At 41.7% G+C, this 15,099-nt stretch carries 9 protein-coding genes and 2 pseudogenes; 7 read left to right on the top strand and 4 right to left on the bottom strand.

Annotation, left to right across the window (positions count from 1 at the left end):
* Positions 1 to 125: 125 nt before the first annotated feature.
* The 3 genes and pseudogenes from FTU98_RS12965 to FTU98_RS12955 all read left to right on the top strand — a co-directional run.
* Positions 126 to 1,042 (top strand): annotated as a pseudogene (locus FTU98_RS12965) (IS3 family transposase); the annotation flags it as partial.
* Between the two features lie 35 nt (positions 1,043 to 1,077).
* A pseudogene (locus FTU98_RS12960) lies at positions 1,078 to 1,418 on the top strand (transposase); the annotation flags it as partial.
* Positions 1,419 to 1,553: 135 nt separating this feature from the next.
* Entirely contained in the window at positions 1,554 to 4,499 is a 2,946-nt protein-coding gene (locus FTU98_RS12955) for an EAL domain-containing protein (RefSeq protein WP_180051521.1), read from the top strand.
* 148 nt (positions 4,500 to 4,647) lie between these two features.
* Here FTU98_RS12955 and FTU98_RS12950 read toward each other — a convergent pair whose 3' ends face one another.
* Complete coding sequence (locus tag FTU98_RS12950; RefSeq protein WP_180051520.1) at positions 4,648 to 5,952, bottom strand: Y-family DNA polymerase; 1,305 nt, start codon at positions 5,950 to 5,952, stop codon at positions 4,648 to 4,650.
* 15 nt (positions 5,953 to 5,967) lie between these two features.
* Positions 5,968 to 6,546 (bottom strand): LexA family transcriptional regulator, encoded by a 579-nt coding sequence (locus tag FTU98_RS12945; RefSeq protein WP_180051519.1) that lies wholly within the window; start codon positions 6,544 to 6,546, stop codon positions 5,968 to 5,970.
* A 254-nt stretch (positions 6,547 to 6,800) separates the two neighbouring features.
* On the opposite strand from FTU98_RS12945, the gene FTU98_RS12940 reads away from it, so the two are divergent.
* From FTU98_RS12940 to FTU98_RS12930, 3 genes are read left to right on the top strand one after another with little or no spacing between them, the layout of a single operon-like run.
* Complete coding sequence (locus tag FTU98_RS12940) at positions 6,801 to 8,348, top strand: class I SAM-dependent DNA methyltransferase (RefSeq protein ID WP_180051518.1); 1,548 nt, start codon at positions 6,801 to 6,803, stop codon at positions 8,346 to 8,348.
* A complete protein-coding gene (locus FTU98_RS12935) occupies positions 8,345 to 9,469 on the top strand; it encodes a restriction endonuclease subunit S (protein ID WP_180051517.1) in 1,125 nt (374 codons plus the stop codon). The genes FTU98_RS12940 and FTU98_RS12935 overlap by 4 nt, the downstream gene beginning before the upstream one ends.
* A 53-nt stretch (positions 9,470 to 9,522) precedes the next feature.
* Complete coding sequence (locus FTU98_RS12930; RefSeq protein ID WP_180051516.1) at positions 9,523 to 10,062, top strand: DUF2939 domain-containing protein; 540 nt, start codon at positions 9,523 to 9,525, stop codon at positions 10,060 to 10,062.
* A 61-nt stretch (positions 10,063 to 10,123) separates the two neighbouring features.
* Here FTU98_RS12930 and FTU98_RS12925 read toward each other — a convergent pair whose 3' ends face one another.
* Positions 10,124 to 11,383: a hypothetical protein gene (locus FTU98_RS12925; RefSeq protein ID WP_180051515.1), complete on the bottom strand. Its 1,260-nt coding sequence runs from the start codon at positions 11,381 to 11,383 to the stop codon at positions 10,124 to 10,126.
* 149 nt (positions 11,384 to 11,532) lie between these two features.
* Here FTU98_RS12925 and FTU98_RS12920 point away from each other — a divergent pair, with 149 nt between their 5' ends.
* Positions 11,533 to 14,766 (top strand): type I restriction endonuclease subunit R, encoded by a 3,234-nt coding sequence (locus FTU98_RS12920; RefSeq protein WP_218948288.1) that lies wholly within the window; start codon positions 11,533 to 11,535, stop codon positions 14,764 to 14,766.
* A gap of 194 nt (positions 14,767 to 14,960) precedes the next feature.
* Here FTU98_RS12920 and FTU98_RS12915 read toward each other — a convergent pair.
* A partial coding sequence (locus tag FTU98_RS12915; RefSeq protein ID WP_180051513.1) for a transposase domain-containing protein occupies positions 14,961 to 15,099 on the bottom strand: 139 nt, incomplete at its 5' end.

Raw genomic sequence — 15,099 nt, 5'->3', positions numbered from 1 at the left:
AGCTTGCTTCAAGATACTCATGATCAAGCTGTCTGAATACTTAGATGTTTTCATAGAAAATCTCCTTAAATCAAGGTTATTCGATTTTCTACTTTTAAACTCAATTATTTTTAGGGAGGATTACCCTAGAAGCCGAAAATACCAGACTTAAAAAGATGTATGCGGAAGAGCGATTAAAGGCCGAAATCATCCAGGAAGCGATGGCAATGAGCAGCACTGCTGCGCAAGGGTAAAGCCATCTTGCCGGCGTAAGATGGCACAACAGGCAGTTGCCCAGCATGCCATTAGTATTCGTTTGGCTTGTAAAGCATTTGGCATTAGTGAAACCTGCTACCGCTATCAAGCCAAACTCAGCGATGACAATGCACTCATTGCTGAACAGCTCATTGAACTCACTGAGGAAAATTCCGATTGGGGCTTTGGTTTGTGCTTCTCGTATTTACGGCATGTTGAGAGTTGCTGCTGGAATCACAAGCGGGTTTACCGCATTTACTGTGAGTTGGCACTGAATCTGCGTATTAAACCGAGAAGAAGACTAAAACGGCATGCGCCTGAACCATTGAAAGAACCAATCCGAGAAAATCAGGTTTGGTCATTAGATTTTATGCATGATCAGCTTTCCGATGGTCGCAAGTTTCGATTATTGAATGTGATTGATGATTACCGCCGCGAAGGCCTAGCCATTGACGCAGGGTTCTCATTGCCCACAATCAGGGTTATTCGTACGTTGAATCAATTGCTGGAGTGGAGAGAAAAACCGTTAGTGATCCGATGCGATAATGGTCCCGAATTTATCAGTCACGAATTTGTGCGCTGGGCTACTGAGCACGGTATTCGTATTGAATATATTCAACCGGGTAAGCCACAGCAGAATGCGTATATTGAACGCTATAATCGGACTATACGTTATAGTTGGCTGAGCAAGCATTTATTTGATACTTTGGATGAAGTACAAGATTATGCAACAAACTGGTTGTGGCATTACAACCATGAAAGACCACATCAAGCTAACAAAGGAAAGCCACCTCTAATGGCTGCTTAACCTCTACTTTTAACTTCGGTTATTTATGGGAGGATTACCGATCACCTGAAATATTTAATACAGACAAAGGCAGTCAGTTCACGAGTGATGCATTTATTGATGTATTGAAATCAAATGGCATTCAAATCAGTATGGATGGTAAACTTGCGCAGTATACTGCTCATAGATTGATAATGTGATGGTTGAACGATTATGGCGGAGCGTTAAATATGAAGAGGTGTATCTCAAAGCTTATAGCAGTGTCACAGATGCAAAAAAGCAATTGAGTGCATATTTCAAGTTTTATAATTTGAAACGACCTCATTCGAGTCTAGACAAAATGACACCCAATGAGTTTTACTATGATCAGCTACCCCAACAAAACAAGGTGGCTTAACTAGAGCGGAATATCACTTATAGAAGTTGTTCAAATTTCCGGATCCATCTCTCTATCTCACAGAGCAAATATGCTGCAAAAAAAAAATCTATTTTTAAACTTCTTGTCCTGACTGTAGTGATCATGAATATGTTCATGATCAGCTTACTAGTCTATACCTTACATACTTCACATGAGCGCAAAGAAGCTGAAGCTCGGATCAGTGTGGAAAATTTAACCTCACTGCTTGAAAAAAGCGTGAGCAGCAGTACTCAAGAAATCAATTTGTCTTTATATACCTTACAAACCTATATCGAAAAAGAATTACGTGAAAAAAAACAAATAAATCATAAAGAGATGAATATCTTTATTCAAAAACAAAAAGATTGGATCGGTTCTGTTGCTCGAATACACATTACCGATGAAAAAGGTCAAGTCCAATTCGCTGATCATGATATGGACGGTCAGAGGTCTAATTATGCAAATTATAGTTTTTTTAAAGAGGCCCAACAAAAAAGTACGGATCAACTGTTTGTCACCAAGCTGATGAGAGATCCAAATGGCCAAGGCTGGGTTCATCTATTTGCACGACGTTACAATCAGGGTGATGGAACTTTTGCAGGCATGATTATCACTGCTTTACCTGCTAGCTACTTTAATCATCTGATTGCAGAACTGGATGTAGGCCCTAAAGGAGTGGTACTGTTACAAGACCTAGATATGCGAGTTATTGCACGTAATCCCATGCTTAAAACACCGAACGGAAAGGTGGGTTTTGTGGGGGGGCCACCGGAACTGTCACAACTGGTTCACTCCGGCGCACAGTCTGGCACTATTTATACTCGACGAACTACAGATAAAATCCCGCGTATTGGTAACTTTCGCAAGCTAAGTAGCATGCCTATTTTTGTTGTTGTTGCCTTCGGTGAAAAAGACTATCTGGCCCAATGGTATGAAGATGTTATTAAAGCCGTTTTGCTGGGATTACTCTTCATTGCGGTGACCACGATTGCTGGATGGTTACTTTGGCGGCAAATTCGGGCAAATATGTTGACCAATCGTCGTAGTCGGATGCTGTTACGTAATGCACAAGATGGTATTCATGTTCTAGATCGCCAAGGCAAGCTTCTTCAAGGTAGTGATTCCTTTTTTCGCATGATTGGTAGTACTCCGCAGGCAGCCTTGGGCAAAACCCTGTGTTACTGGGATAACGACTATAATAAGGCTGAGTTGCAAGAGCTGATCAATAGAGGGATTTCTACACCTGGAGGTATTCGCTTTGAAACCTGTTATCTAAACGCCCAAGGTGAGTGTTATCCGGTAGAAGTCAGTTCAATCCTGGTGCATCTTGATGATGATGAGGTATTCTTCTGCTCGGCACGTGATATTACCGAACGTAAAAAAGCAGAAGAAAACCTGCGTATTGCAGCGACCGCATTTAACTCTCAAGTCGGGATGATGATTACAGATCCTCATTTGGTTATTTTACGCACTAATCATGCTTTTACAGAAATTACTGGCTATAGTGAACAAGAGTTGATTGGTTATACACCTAAAATCTTACAATCAGGCCTGCATGACAAAAACTTCTATACCAGCATGTGGAACCATATTCGCACGACAGGATCTTGGCAGGGTGAAATCTGGAATAAGCGCAAAAATGGCGGACTGTATCCACAACACATCTTGATTGCTGCTGTACGTGATGAGCATGGCCAAACCACACATTATGTTGCAACGATTAACGATATTTCTGCCTATAAAGCTGCAGAAGAAAAAGTACACTTGCTAGCGTTTTATGACTCTCTGACTAAACTGCCAAACCGTAGCCTATTTTTGGAACACCTTGAACAGAGCATGAGAGATACAAAAAATAAAAAACAGCTCGGCGCTGTTCTGTTAATAGATCTGGATAATTTTAAAGCTATAAATGACACTGCAGGCCATGAAACCGGAGACTACTTATTACAGCAAGTCGCAACTCGCCTGCTAGAATGCGTAGAAGCCAATCAAATGGTTGCACGACTGGGAAGTGATGAATTTGTGGTTCTGCTTGATCATCTTGGAAGCTCAGAGATGGAAGCTATCCCACAACTAGAAAAAACCGCAAAATATATTTTACAGACACTCACTCAACCTTACTTTTTGGCCGACTCTGAATATCATAATTCAGCCAGTATTGGGATCAGCCTATTTGGGATAGAAGCATGTGAAAATATCCAAGATCCAATTAAACGTGCTGATATGGCACTGTCTGACGCAAAGAATTATGGTCGAAATACTTATCGCTTTTTTGATCCTGAGATTCAATCTCAGGTTCAGGAGCGTGCTGAGATTGATACCGGATTACGTCAAGCACTAGAAAAAAACCAGCTGGTATTATATTACCAGCCACAAGTGAATGGTGCACAACAGGTGACAGGAGTAGAAGCCTTGTTACGTTGGCTGCATCCAGTTAAAGGAATGATTTCCCCTGCTCGTTTTATACCCGTCGCAGAAGAAAATGGTTTCATTATTACTCTGGGTCAATGGGTACTGGAAAGTGCCTGCCAACAATTGAGTGACTGGGCCAAGTATCCGCAAACTGCTCACCTCAGCATGGCTGTAAATGTCAGTGCTAGCCAATTTGCTCGCGATGAATTTGTTCAAGACGTACTCGAAATTCTGGAACGTACACAAGCTCCCGCACACTTACTCAAACTTGAACTTACCGAAAGCGCCTTAGTGATGCGGGTAGAAGACATTATTGAAAAAATGACGGTTCTTAAACGTTACGGGGTGATGTTCTCTCTAGATGATTTTGGTACAGGATATTCTTCTTTAACTTATTTACAGCGGATTCCGATTGATCAATTAAAAATCGATCAAGGTTTTGTTCGGGATATTATGGTGAGTGCCAATGATGCTGAAATTACCAAAATGATCATTGTTTTGGCAAAAACTTTGGGAATTTCTGTGCTGGCTGAAGGTGTAGAAACCGAAGCTCAACGGGATGTATTAGAAAAACAGGGTTGTTATCATTACCAGGGCTATCTGTTTGGTAGACCGATGCCGATTGATGAATTTGAGCAGTATCTCATACTTCAGCAAACTCCGCATTGAATAGCCTTAGTTAAACTATATTGATGGCTTTAGATCAATTTGTCCCAACAGAGGTGGTACCACTTGTTTGAACAACTAAAAGTGTATTTATAAGTGATATTCCGCTCTAGTTAGAAACTAAAACGAAATCAATTTATAGGCAGGACATTTACTTCACACAAAGCAGTTGATCCCATTTAAAGTAGTTCTGTGTTAGCCGATTTCGTGACATATTCCATGTTCTGTTCGGCATTAAACTCGCGCCCAAGGCAATCTTGGTTTTGCCATACTTAAGATGAATCGCTTCAAGGGAATCCATCAAGGCATTACTGACTTCGATATGCTTCATGTCGGTAAACATGTCATACACATGACTTGCCTTTGGTTCGAGACACGTCAGAATCACGCCACATTTCTTGAATGCTATATCCTTTGCATACAGGCCATCAATCATCGCTGTAGCGAGTTTAGAGAGCACCAACAGGTTGTCGGTAGGTTCTGGTAAAGCCAAGGATAAAGACTTGTTGTAGAAGGGCTTTGAGCTATCAAATGGGTTTGATTGTACGAAACCAATCAAACAACCACACAACAGATTATCATCTCTCAGTCTGCTAATCGCATCCATGACATACAATGACATGGCTTCTTTAAGATCATCAATGTGGTAGATGCGTTGACCAAAAGAACGACTAGCAATGATTTGCTTCTTGGCTGGTGGCGTATGTTCCAGTTCAATACAAGCAATTCCCTGCAGTTCCAATAAAGTTCTGTGCATCACTACAGAAAATTGGTCTCTGATCATCAGAGGGGAAGCCAAGACAAAATCCATAACTGAATGAATCCCAAGGCTGTTGAGCTTCTTGGAATGCTTTCGGCCTATGCCCCAGATTTCACCAACATCTATGGCTTGATGCAGAGTTTCAGCAGAGCATGGATCCATTGAAACCAAGTTGCAAACACCATTGAAGTAAGCGTTCTTCTTGGCAATATGGTTCGCTAGTTTCGCTTCAGTCTTTGAACGTCCAATGCCAATACATACAGGTAAACCAAGCCAAGAAAACACACGCTGACGAATCTGATGGGCATATTCAGTCAAGTCGTAATTCCCTGAATGAGCTGTCAGATCCAGAAAGCACTCATCAATTGAGTAAATCTCCTGTTCTTTGGGAGATACGAAATCGGACAGGATTTTCATGAATCTGCGAGACATCTCTGCATACAGTGCATAGTTGCTCGATAGCACCTGCACCTGATGCTGCTCTACGATGTTCTTGATCTGAAAGAGAGGAACACCCATCTTGATGCCCAAGTCCTTGGCTTCCTGAGATCGAGCTACAGCACAGCCATCATTGTTGGATAGCACAATGACAGGTTTATTGTTCAAACTTGGGTTAAAGATGCGTTCACAACTGACATAGCAGTTGTTGATGTCTACTAAAGCGTAGATCTTCTGGTGAGATGCTTGCATGAGCATGAAACCAATAAAGTATTAACGCTTTCTGAATGGCTTGATGACAAAAGTCACTACACCCCAAATCACCATTTCCTGCCCATCCTTTAGATGAATGTCAGAATACTCAGGGTTCTCTGCTTTAAGCCAATGGTTATTATCACCTTCAATCATGAGACGTTTTACGGTGAACTCATTGTCGATCAGTGCAATCACGATGTCTTCATGTTTGGCTTCAATGCTCCGGTCTACAATCAGTTCATCATCAATCTCAATACCTGCATCTCTCATGGAAAGTGAAGCGACTTTCACAACGAATGTTGCAGCTTCATTTTTAATGAGGTGTTCATTCATGTCTAGTGTTTTGTCGATGTAGTCCTGAGCAGGGGAGGGAAAACCAGCAGCAACTTTTTCTGAAGCCAAAGGAATATGCATAAGTGTTGTAGGATCTACAAGCGTGATGGATGCCACATCATTGAAGCTTTGCTTCTCTGCCTCGTTGAGGTAATTTTTGATCTCTATGATTTTAGATACAGGTACTCTTACCGTTTTTGTAGGTTCATTATATTTAAGCTTTCTACCGGAACCTTCTCGGCTTCCTCCACGATTATTGCTCATGACTCATCTACTTTTTTGATTTTGTGACGTAATCAAATATATGACTGGATGTGTTACAGATTCAAGACTATTTCGATGAATGGTGAATAAACCTTATGGTTCCCATAAAGGCTATTGCAAACTTTCCCGCATTATCGCCACCTCACTGGAGGTGTACGACAAATAATGTCATCTGCATGCTTACGCACGCATAGATAATTGGTTACTATTCAATTAACAAATATTAGATAAGCTATTCATTGCAGGTTGATTTTATGGCTCGTGCTCCAAAGCAAACCAAACAAGAACCATTAGAGGTTGTACTGTGGAAAGCAGCAGATAAGCTTCGTAAGAACATTGATGCTGCAGAGTACAAGCATGTCGTCCTTGGTTTGATCTTCTTGAAGTACATCTCTGACTCATTCGAAGCTCACTACAACTTACTGGTTTCAGGTGAAGGAGAGTTTGCAGGAGCTGACCCTGAAGACCGTGATGAATACACTGCATACAACGTCTTCTTCGTTCCTGAAAATGCACGTTGGTCATTCCTGTTAAACCAAGCAAAACAACCTAATATTGGCAAGTTAGTCGATGATGCAATGGAAGCCATTGAGAATGACAACCCTCAATTGAAGGGTGTACTTCCTAAGGTCTATGCACGTCAGAATCTCGATCCTACGAGCCTAGGAGAGCTGATTGACCTGATTGGTAACATTGCACTAGGTGATGCGAAGTCTCGCTCTGCCGACGTGCTAGGGCATGTATTTGAGTACTTCCTTGGTGAGTTCGCTTTAGCTGAAGGTAAACAAGGTGGACAGTTCTACACGCCTAAATCCATTGTCAGTCTGTTGGTCAATATGCTTGAACCATACAGAGGACGTGTATTCGATCCTTGCTGTGGTTCAGGTGGTATGTTTGTACAGTCTGAGAAGTTTGTAGAGTCGCATCAAGGCTTAGTCGATGACATCTCCATCTATGGACAAGAGAGTAACCAAACCACTTGGCGACTCGCTAAGATGAACTTAGCGATTCGTGGCATCAACTCAGAGCATGTGAAATGGAACTCTGAAGGTTCATTCCTCAACGATGCACACAAAGACCTCAAAGCGGATTACATCATTGCCAATCCACCATTCAACGTCTCTGATTGGAGTGGTGAACAGTTGGTAGGTGATGCTCGTTGGTCACTGGGTACACCTCCTGCAGGTAATGCTAACTTTGCTTGGATGCAACACTTCTTGTATCACATGAGTCCTAAAGGTCAGGCTGGTGTAGTTCTTGCTAAAGGTGCTTTAACCTCTAAAACCAGTGGTGAAGGTGAAATTCGTAAAGCCTTGGTAAACGATGCCAATGTCATTGACTGTATTGTGAACCTACCCGCCAAGCTATTCCTGAATACACAGATTCCTGCTGCTTTATGGTTTATGCGTCGTGACCGTGTTGGTTCAACCAAGTACAAAGACCGCAGCAATGAAATCCTATTCATTGATGCTCGTAACCTAGGTCATTTGATTAACCGCAGAACCAAAGTGTTGTCTGATGAAGACATTAAGCTGATCACGGACACTTACCATAATTGGAGAAACCAAGATGGTAAGTATGAGGATGTTGCAGGCTTCTGTGCATCTGTCCCGCTTGAGAAAGTAGCTGAGCTTGATTATGTACTGACACCAGGTCGTTATGTTGGTTTAGCGGATGATGAAGATGAGTTTGACTTTAAGGAACGCTTTACAAGCCTAAAGGCAGAGTTTGAGGCACAGCTTGCAGAGGAAGAAAAGCTCAATCAAGCCATTGCTGAGAATTTGGCAAAGGTGATTGTATGAATGAGCAAAGCCTATTGGATTTAGTTAATCTTACAACAGGTAAGTTGAACTCCAATGCAGCAGTAGAAACGGGCAAGTATCCGTTCTTCACTTGCTCTCCTGAAACTTTGTCCATTGATCAATTTTCATTTGATACTAAGGCTCTGCTTTTGGCAGGTAATAATGCTGAAGGGAACTTTTGTCTTAAGTACTATGAAGGTAAGTTTGATGCCTATCAAAGAACATATGTACTAACACTTGATGATGAGTCTGTAACTACTTACAAGTACTTGTTCTATTATCTCAAGACTAAGTTGCTTGAGTTAAAGAATAACTCAGCAGGGTCAGCAACTAGATTTCTTACATTATCCATTCTTCGTGATATTAGAGTTCCTCTACCACCTCTCCCTGAACAAAAAGCCATAGCCTCAGTCCTTTCATCATTAGATGACAAGATTGACTTACTGCATCGTCAGAATAAGACATTGGAAGCCATGGCTGAAACACTGTTTCGTCAATGGTTTATTGAGGAAGCGAAAGAGGATTGGGAATACGTTGAGTTAGGCTCAGTAGTTGAAACATCAAGTGGTGGGACACCATCTAGAAAAGAGATGTCTTACTATGAAAGTGGCTCAATACATTGGGTCAAATCAAAAGAGCTAAACGGATCTTTCATCACTGAAACAGAAGAAATGATTACAGATGAGGCTGTGAAGAGGTCTTCTGCAAAGCTATTGCCAGCGTATTCAACATTGATTGCTATGTATGGAGCAACAGTAGGTGAATATGCTTTGATTACTAAAACAATGACTTGTAATCAAGCAGTTTGTGCTCTCAAAGAGAATGAAGCATATCCATATACGTTCATCTTTATGTATGTCAAAAACCAGAAAGATGAATTAATCAATCAAGCCGTTGGTTCAGCACAGCAAAACATTAGTCAAATTTTGATTAAGAAATTGCCTATACCAACCTGTATTGATCGTATTAATGAATACCATCAGTTAGTCAACCCATGGTTTAAGCGCATGCAATTAAATGTCGAGCAAATTCAAACACTAGAAAACTTAAGAGATACGCTTCTTCCTAAGCTAATGAGCGGTGAAGTGAGAATCCAATATCAAACAGAAGAAGTTGCATAACATTGAGGTGAAGTCATTTGATGGCTTCACCTTTTTTACATCCAGGGGGAAACATGAATAAGAAGCTGATAGGGGCAATCATTGCAATCGTAGTCGTGATCTGTGGCTACTTGTATGCAACGCCATACCTTGCACTCAATAACATCAAGAAAGCAGCACAGGCAGGTGATAGCGATACAGTATCGAAGTACATTGACTATCCTAGTGTTCGTCAGAGCTTCAAAGACCAACTCAATGCCAAGATGGCTAAGGAAGTGATGAATCAAGACAATGATGGATTTGCAGCATTAGGTGCAATGCTGGCTTCAACTATGGTCGACAAAATGATTGATGGTATTGTCATTCCTGAAGGCATGACCTTGATGCTCAAAGGCAAAGACCTAAAACAATCAGCACAGCAGTCAATGGGTGTGCAAGATTCATCAAACCAAGAAAATGAAGAACCTAAGCCAGAGTATGAAGCAGGCTACACGTCCCTAAATGACTTTGAGGTGGTCATTAAAGATCAGGATCAATCCAAAGAAGTCAAAGTGCTCATGGTTCGTGATGGCTTAAGTTGGAAGATTCACAAGATCGCTGTGCCGATGGACTGACTTTATCCAAATACAGAAAAAGTAGCCTTAATCAAAAAGGCTACTTAAAACCCATACTGTATTAGACTGCGATTTTTTCTCCTGTATTCAAACATAGAAGATGTTGATCATCTAATTTTTGGAAAGCTAGTTTGATTGGAGGTTCTTTTGCCATTAAAGCTTGGATACCTTGTTCCGCTATTTCTTTCGCAAACATACTTTTTTCAGTGAAGTTCGCTGAGAATTTTTCTACTGTCTGTAGTAATTCCTGTTTTCTTTTATCCAAGATACTAGGCATATTACTACCAGACACGGCTACTGCCGTAGCTGTTGCTGCAAAGCTGGCTAGACATCCTCCTATAGATCCAAAACCAAGGTGCAACATTCCTGTATTAGTTCCCCTCGTTTTATGATCAAATGTTTTTTGAGCCTTATTAACCCAAGACTTCATAGCGTTAATTTCACCGACAATACTCTCTTTTAGCTGAGTATTTAAAAGCGTTAAATTTTCTAGCTCTTGTACAATACGCTGTTGAATCAATCCTTTGATTGAATCCATATCTCCTAAGTGATCCATAAAGTGACAGCAAATTAGACGCAAACTCAAACACAGGAATGCTAGCTCAGCTAGTTCATTTACTTCTTTTACTTTTTTCTCAATATCTACCTTTAGGTCTGCTGTTCCAAACATTTCTTTGTGTTCGACTTTTTGTAGGCCATATTTTTCTAAATCAGCTTTAAGGTGTAAGTAGATCTGTTTTAGATCATCATCATATTTCGACAAAATAGAGGCATTAAGAATACCTTTGCGTTGTTCTGGATTTGCGATAGTTAAAAATTCTATCTTCTCTTTTAAGCTATCAAAGATCGCTAGAATTCTTGTTTTACGTTCAGTATGTTGGAAGTCACTGATCCGGTTTACACCATTCTGTAGATCTTCCAGCTTTCTATTGATATCTGCTAAATGCTTTTGTGCAACTACTACAGAAGCAATTTGCCAAACAGCAGCAGCATTTACTAAGTTGGATAATGAATCAGCATGATATAAACGAGCATGTTCTGTAAATTTTCCATTTGTAGCCCGAGAGAATGCTCTTAAACCATTTCCATCAGCAGCTTTGGCTAAATCTCCATGAATCACAACTTCCATAATATGCTTATTAGCAACCTCTGCTGCCGTCATTAATGCAGGAGCAGCTTGTGCAGCAACTGAGGCAATATTTGAAAGAGCATCCAAGAAAGGAATTTTCTTATATTCTTTTTCCTGTTTGGAATCTGTAACTGAAATCTCTACTAAAGGGTGTTGTTCATCTTCCCCAATAATAATTGCATTAGAACCCATCATATTATCCTTATTTCAAAGATAGATTAAACCAAAAAATCAACCTAACGAATTGATATAAATAGCCAAAAACACATATTTTATCCACTTTTTGCTATATTAAGTTCATAACTTTTCAAAATTATAATGTGAGGGTCTTAGTGCCAAAGATGACTGAATCAGACATTGAGCTGATGGCGATAGAGCAACTGGAGGGAATGGGCTATACCTATGTGTATGGACCTGAGATTGAATCCAAAGGAAGTAACCCTCTACGAAGCTATAAGCAGGTCATTTTGGAAGCCAAGGTACTTGAAACATTACAACGTCTGAATCCTCATTTGAGCGAAGACAAATGCATTGAAGCACTGAAGCAAGTCACCAATCTGCACTCCCCGGATATGCTCAGTAACAACCAAGCATTTCATCGCTTGCTGACCGAAGGTGTAAACATCGAAGTCAGTAAGGATGGTAATACTCAAGGTGAATATGCCTGGCTGATTGATTTCAATGAACCAACCAATAACGAATTTCTGGTCATCAACCAAGTCACCATCAAAGAAGATCGTTGGACCCGACGACCAGACCTGATCCTGTATGTGAATGGCTTACCATTGGTAGTCATTGAACTCAAGAACGCTACTGATGAAAATGCTACTGTAGATGGCGCATATAAGCAGATCCAGACTTATCAAAGCCAAATCCCTAGTCTGTTCACCTACAATGCCTTTAACATCATCTCTGATGGTTTAGAGGCGAAAGCAGGGACTGTATCAGCAGACCTGAGTCGTTACATGGCGTGGAAGACTTCTAATGGTCAAACCAAAGCAAAGAATACGCAGGCACAGCTAGAAGTCTTAATTCATGGTTTGCTCAATCCAGTCACCTTACTGGACATGATCAGACACTTCATTGTGTTTGAATCCAACAAACAAGAAGATGCTAATGGCTTAATTACCATTAAGACTATCAAGAAGATGGCTGCATATCATCAGTACTATGCCGTGAATGCAGCAGTGCTCTCAACTATTCGTGCGTCTGCAGTGAACTCGGACTCGAAGTCTGCAGAAGTTGCCATGCAACAGCAAGGTAGAAGCAAGCTGGAGCTGGTTCAGCAGCAAGCAGTAGGTGACAAAAAGGCAGGTGTTGTGTGGCACACACAAGGCTCAGGCAAGTCTCTGTCCATGGTTTTCTATACAGGTAAGATTGTCTTGGCTTTGGATAATCCAACTGTTGTGGTCATCACAGATCGTAATGACCTAGATGATCAGCTCTTTGGAACCTTTGCAGCATCAAGCCAACTACTCAGACAAACACCTAAGCAAGCAGAGAATAGAGATGAGCTCAAAGAGCTGCTAAAGGTGGGTTCAGGTGGAGTGATCTTCACTACCATCCAGAAGTTCCAACCTGATGATGGTGGCAGTGTCTATGAGCAGCTCTCAGACCGCACAAATATTGTCGTCATAGCAGACGAAGCACATCGTTCTCAGTATGGCTTCAATGCAAAAGAGGTCGATGTCAAAGACGAGAATGGCAAGGTTGTCGGTAAGCGGACTGTCTATGGTTTTGCCAAGTACATGCGTGATGCTTTACCGAATGCCACTTACCTTGGCTTCACAGGAACACCAATTGAGAAGACTGACGTCAACACGCCTGCAGTCTTTGGTAACTATGTCGACATCTATGACATCTCACAGGCTGTTGAGGATGGCGCCACTGTTCGGATCTTCTATGAAAGCCGACTCGCCAAGATTGCCATCAGTGAGGAAGGCAAAGAACTGATTGAGGAATTTGACGAACAGTTCAGTGAAGACGACTTAAATCAAACACAAAAAGAGCGTGCGAAGTGGGCAAGGGTCGAAGGGCTGATCGGCAGTAAAGAGCGCATCAAAGCGATTGCCAAAGACATCGTAGAACACTTTGAGCAGCGTCTAAAAGCCAATGCAAACCAAGGTAAAGGCATGATCGTCAGCATGTCTCGTAGGATTGCTGTAGCTCTCTACAACGAGATTGTAGCAATCAAACCAGAATGGCACAGCGATGACTTGCATGATGGTGTAATCAAGGTGGTGATGACCTCATCTGCTTCTGATGGTGAGGAGATTGCCAAGCACCATACGACCAAGCAGCAGCGTCAAATTCTGGCTAATCGTATGAAGGACAATGATGACAAGTTGAAGCTCGTGATAGTTCGTGATATGTGGCTGACTGGTTTCGATGCACCAAGTATGCACACGCTCTATATCGACAAACCAATGAAAGGTCATAACCTCATGCAAGCCATTGCACGAGTGAACCGAGTCTATAAAGACAAAATTGGTGGTTTGGTTGTTGATTACCTCGGTATTGCATCAGATCTGAAAGAGGCTCTGTCCTTCTACTCTGAGGCAGGTGGTAAGGGTGATCCTGCATTAGTGCAAGACGAAGCTGCAACCATCCTGCAAGAGAAGCTCGAAGTGATTGATGGCATCATGCATGGCTTCAATTACCAAGAATACTTCACAGCCAATACTTCTCGTAAGCTGAACATCATTCTGGAAGCTGAGGAACACATCCTCGGTGTAGATCAGGGCGAAGGTAAGACACGATTCCTTAATGCTGTATCAGCCATGTCGCAGGCATTTGCATTAGCTGTACCTCATCCAAATGCGATGGAAGCAGCGCCAGTGGTTGCATTCTTTCAGGCTGTGAAAGCACGACTGGCCAAGTTCAGTGATGGTTCAGGCAAAATCTCAGGACTGAGCAATGCTGAGCTTGAAGCTAAAGTGAAGCAAACCATTGACCAAGCACTTGTTACAGAACAAGTGGTCGACATCTTCGATGCAGCAGGAATCCAGAAGCCAGACATCTCAATTCTCTCCGATGAGTTCATGCAGGAGATGAAAGGCTACAAGCACAAGAACATTGCACTTGAAACATTGAAGAAGCTACTTGGTGATGAGATCAAGGTAAGAGAACAGCGGAGTGTCACGCAAGGTAAAAAGCTCATGGATATGCTGAGCTCTGCGATCAAGGGCTATCAGAACAAGGTACTGACTGCAGCTGAAGTGATTGATGAACTCATCAAGTTGGCTAAAGCCATCCAAGAGTCAGACAAGCTGGCAGAAGAACTCAACCTAACTGAATACGAATACGCCTTCTATTCAGCAGTTGCAGACAATGACAGTGCTCGAGAGTTAATGCAAAAGGAGATCCTGCGAGAGCTCGCTGTCGTTTTGACTGATTCCATTCGTAAGAATGTAACCTTGGATTGGACTATTAAGGAAGCCGCTAGAGCGAAGCTACGAGTCATCGTGAAGCGATTACTCAAGAAGTATGGCTATCCACCTGATATGGCTTTGCTTGCAACAGAGACTGTCTTGGAACAGGCAGAGCAGTTGGCAGATGAGTTATCTGCCGCTTAATTCTTTGCAATCAAATTGAAATTATTACAAAACTAGATTAGTTCTATATAACAACTAATCTAGTTGCATATCATACCTCGAGGCCTAACTCTTTGAGAACACCAGCATACCTTCTGACAAACTCGACATCTTGTAGTTCAATCAGAAGCCTTTTCTCTAGATCGTAAGCGTCCGCTGAACCCCATGCCTATTTTTTAATTCGATTTAGGTTTCCAGCGGTGTGGTAGCAATTCTTCAATCTGAGTCACTTTATGTGTCGGCAACCTTTTCAGCACATCACTTAAATAGGCATAGGGATCCAGCCCATTCAGCTTTGCTGACTGGATTAATGTC

The organism is Acinetobacter sp. YH12211 (assembly GCF_013418015.1).
Classification (GTDB): Bacteria; Pseudomonadota; Gammaproteobacteria; order Pseudomonadales; family Moraxellaceae; genus Acinetobacter; species Acinetobacter towneri.
The sequence above is the reverse complement of the archived record's forward strand: the minus strand, read 5'-3'. Positions and strand labels throughout refer to the sequence as shown.

Excerpts from the sequence above, each read along its gene's own strand:
- FTU98_RS12955 (WP_180051521.1), top strand. The coding sequence starts at position 1,554 with ATGATCAGCTTACTAGTCTATACCTTACATACTTCACATGAGCGCAAA.
- FTU98_RS12950 (WP_180051520.1), bottom strand. The coding sequence starts at position 5,952 with ATGCTCATGCAAGCATCTCACCAGAAGATCTACGCTTTAGTAGACATC.
- FTU98_RS12945 (WP_180051519.1), bottom strand. The coding sequence starts at position 6,546 with ATGAGCAATAATCGTGGAGGAAGCCGAGAAGGTTCCGGTAGAAAGCTT.
- FTU98_RS12940 (WP_180051518.1), top strand. The coding sequence starts at position 6,801 with ATGGCTCGTGCTCCAAAGCAAACCAAACAAGAACCATTAGAGGTTGTA.
- FTU98_RS12935 (WP_180051517.1), top strand. The coding sequence starts at position 8,345 with ATGAATGAGCAAAGCCTATTGGATTTAGTTAATCTTACAACAGGTAAG.
- FTU98_RS12930 (WP_180051516.1), top strand. The coding sequence starts at position 9,523 with ATGAATAAGAAGCTGATAGGGGCAATCATTGCAATCGTAGTCGTGATC.
- FTU98_RS12925 (WP_180051515.1), bottom strand. The coding sequence starts at position 11,383 with ATGGGTTCTAATGCAATTATTATTGGGGAAGATGAACAACACCCTTTA.
- FTU98_RS12920 (WP_218948288.1), top strand. The coding sequence starts at position 11,533 with ATGACTGAATCAGACATTGAGCTGATGGCGATAGAGCAACTGGAGGGA.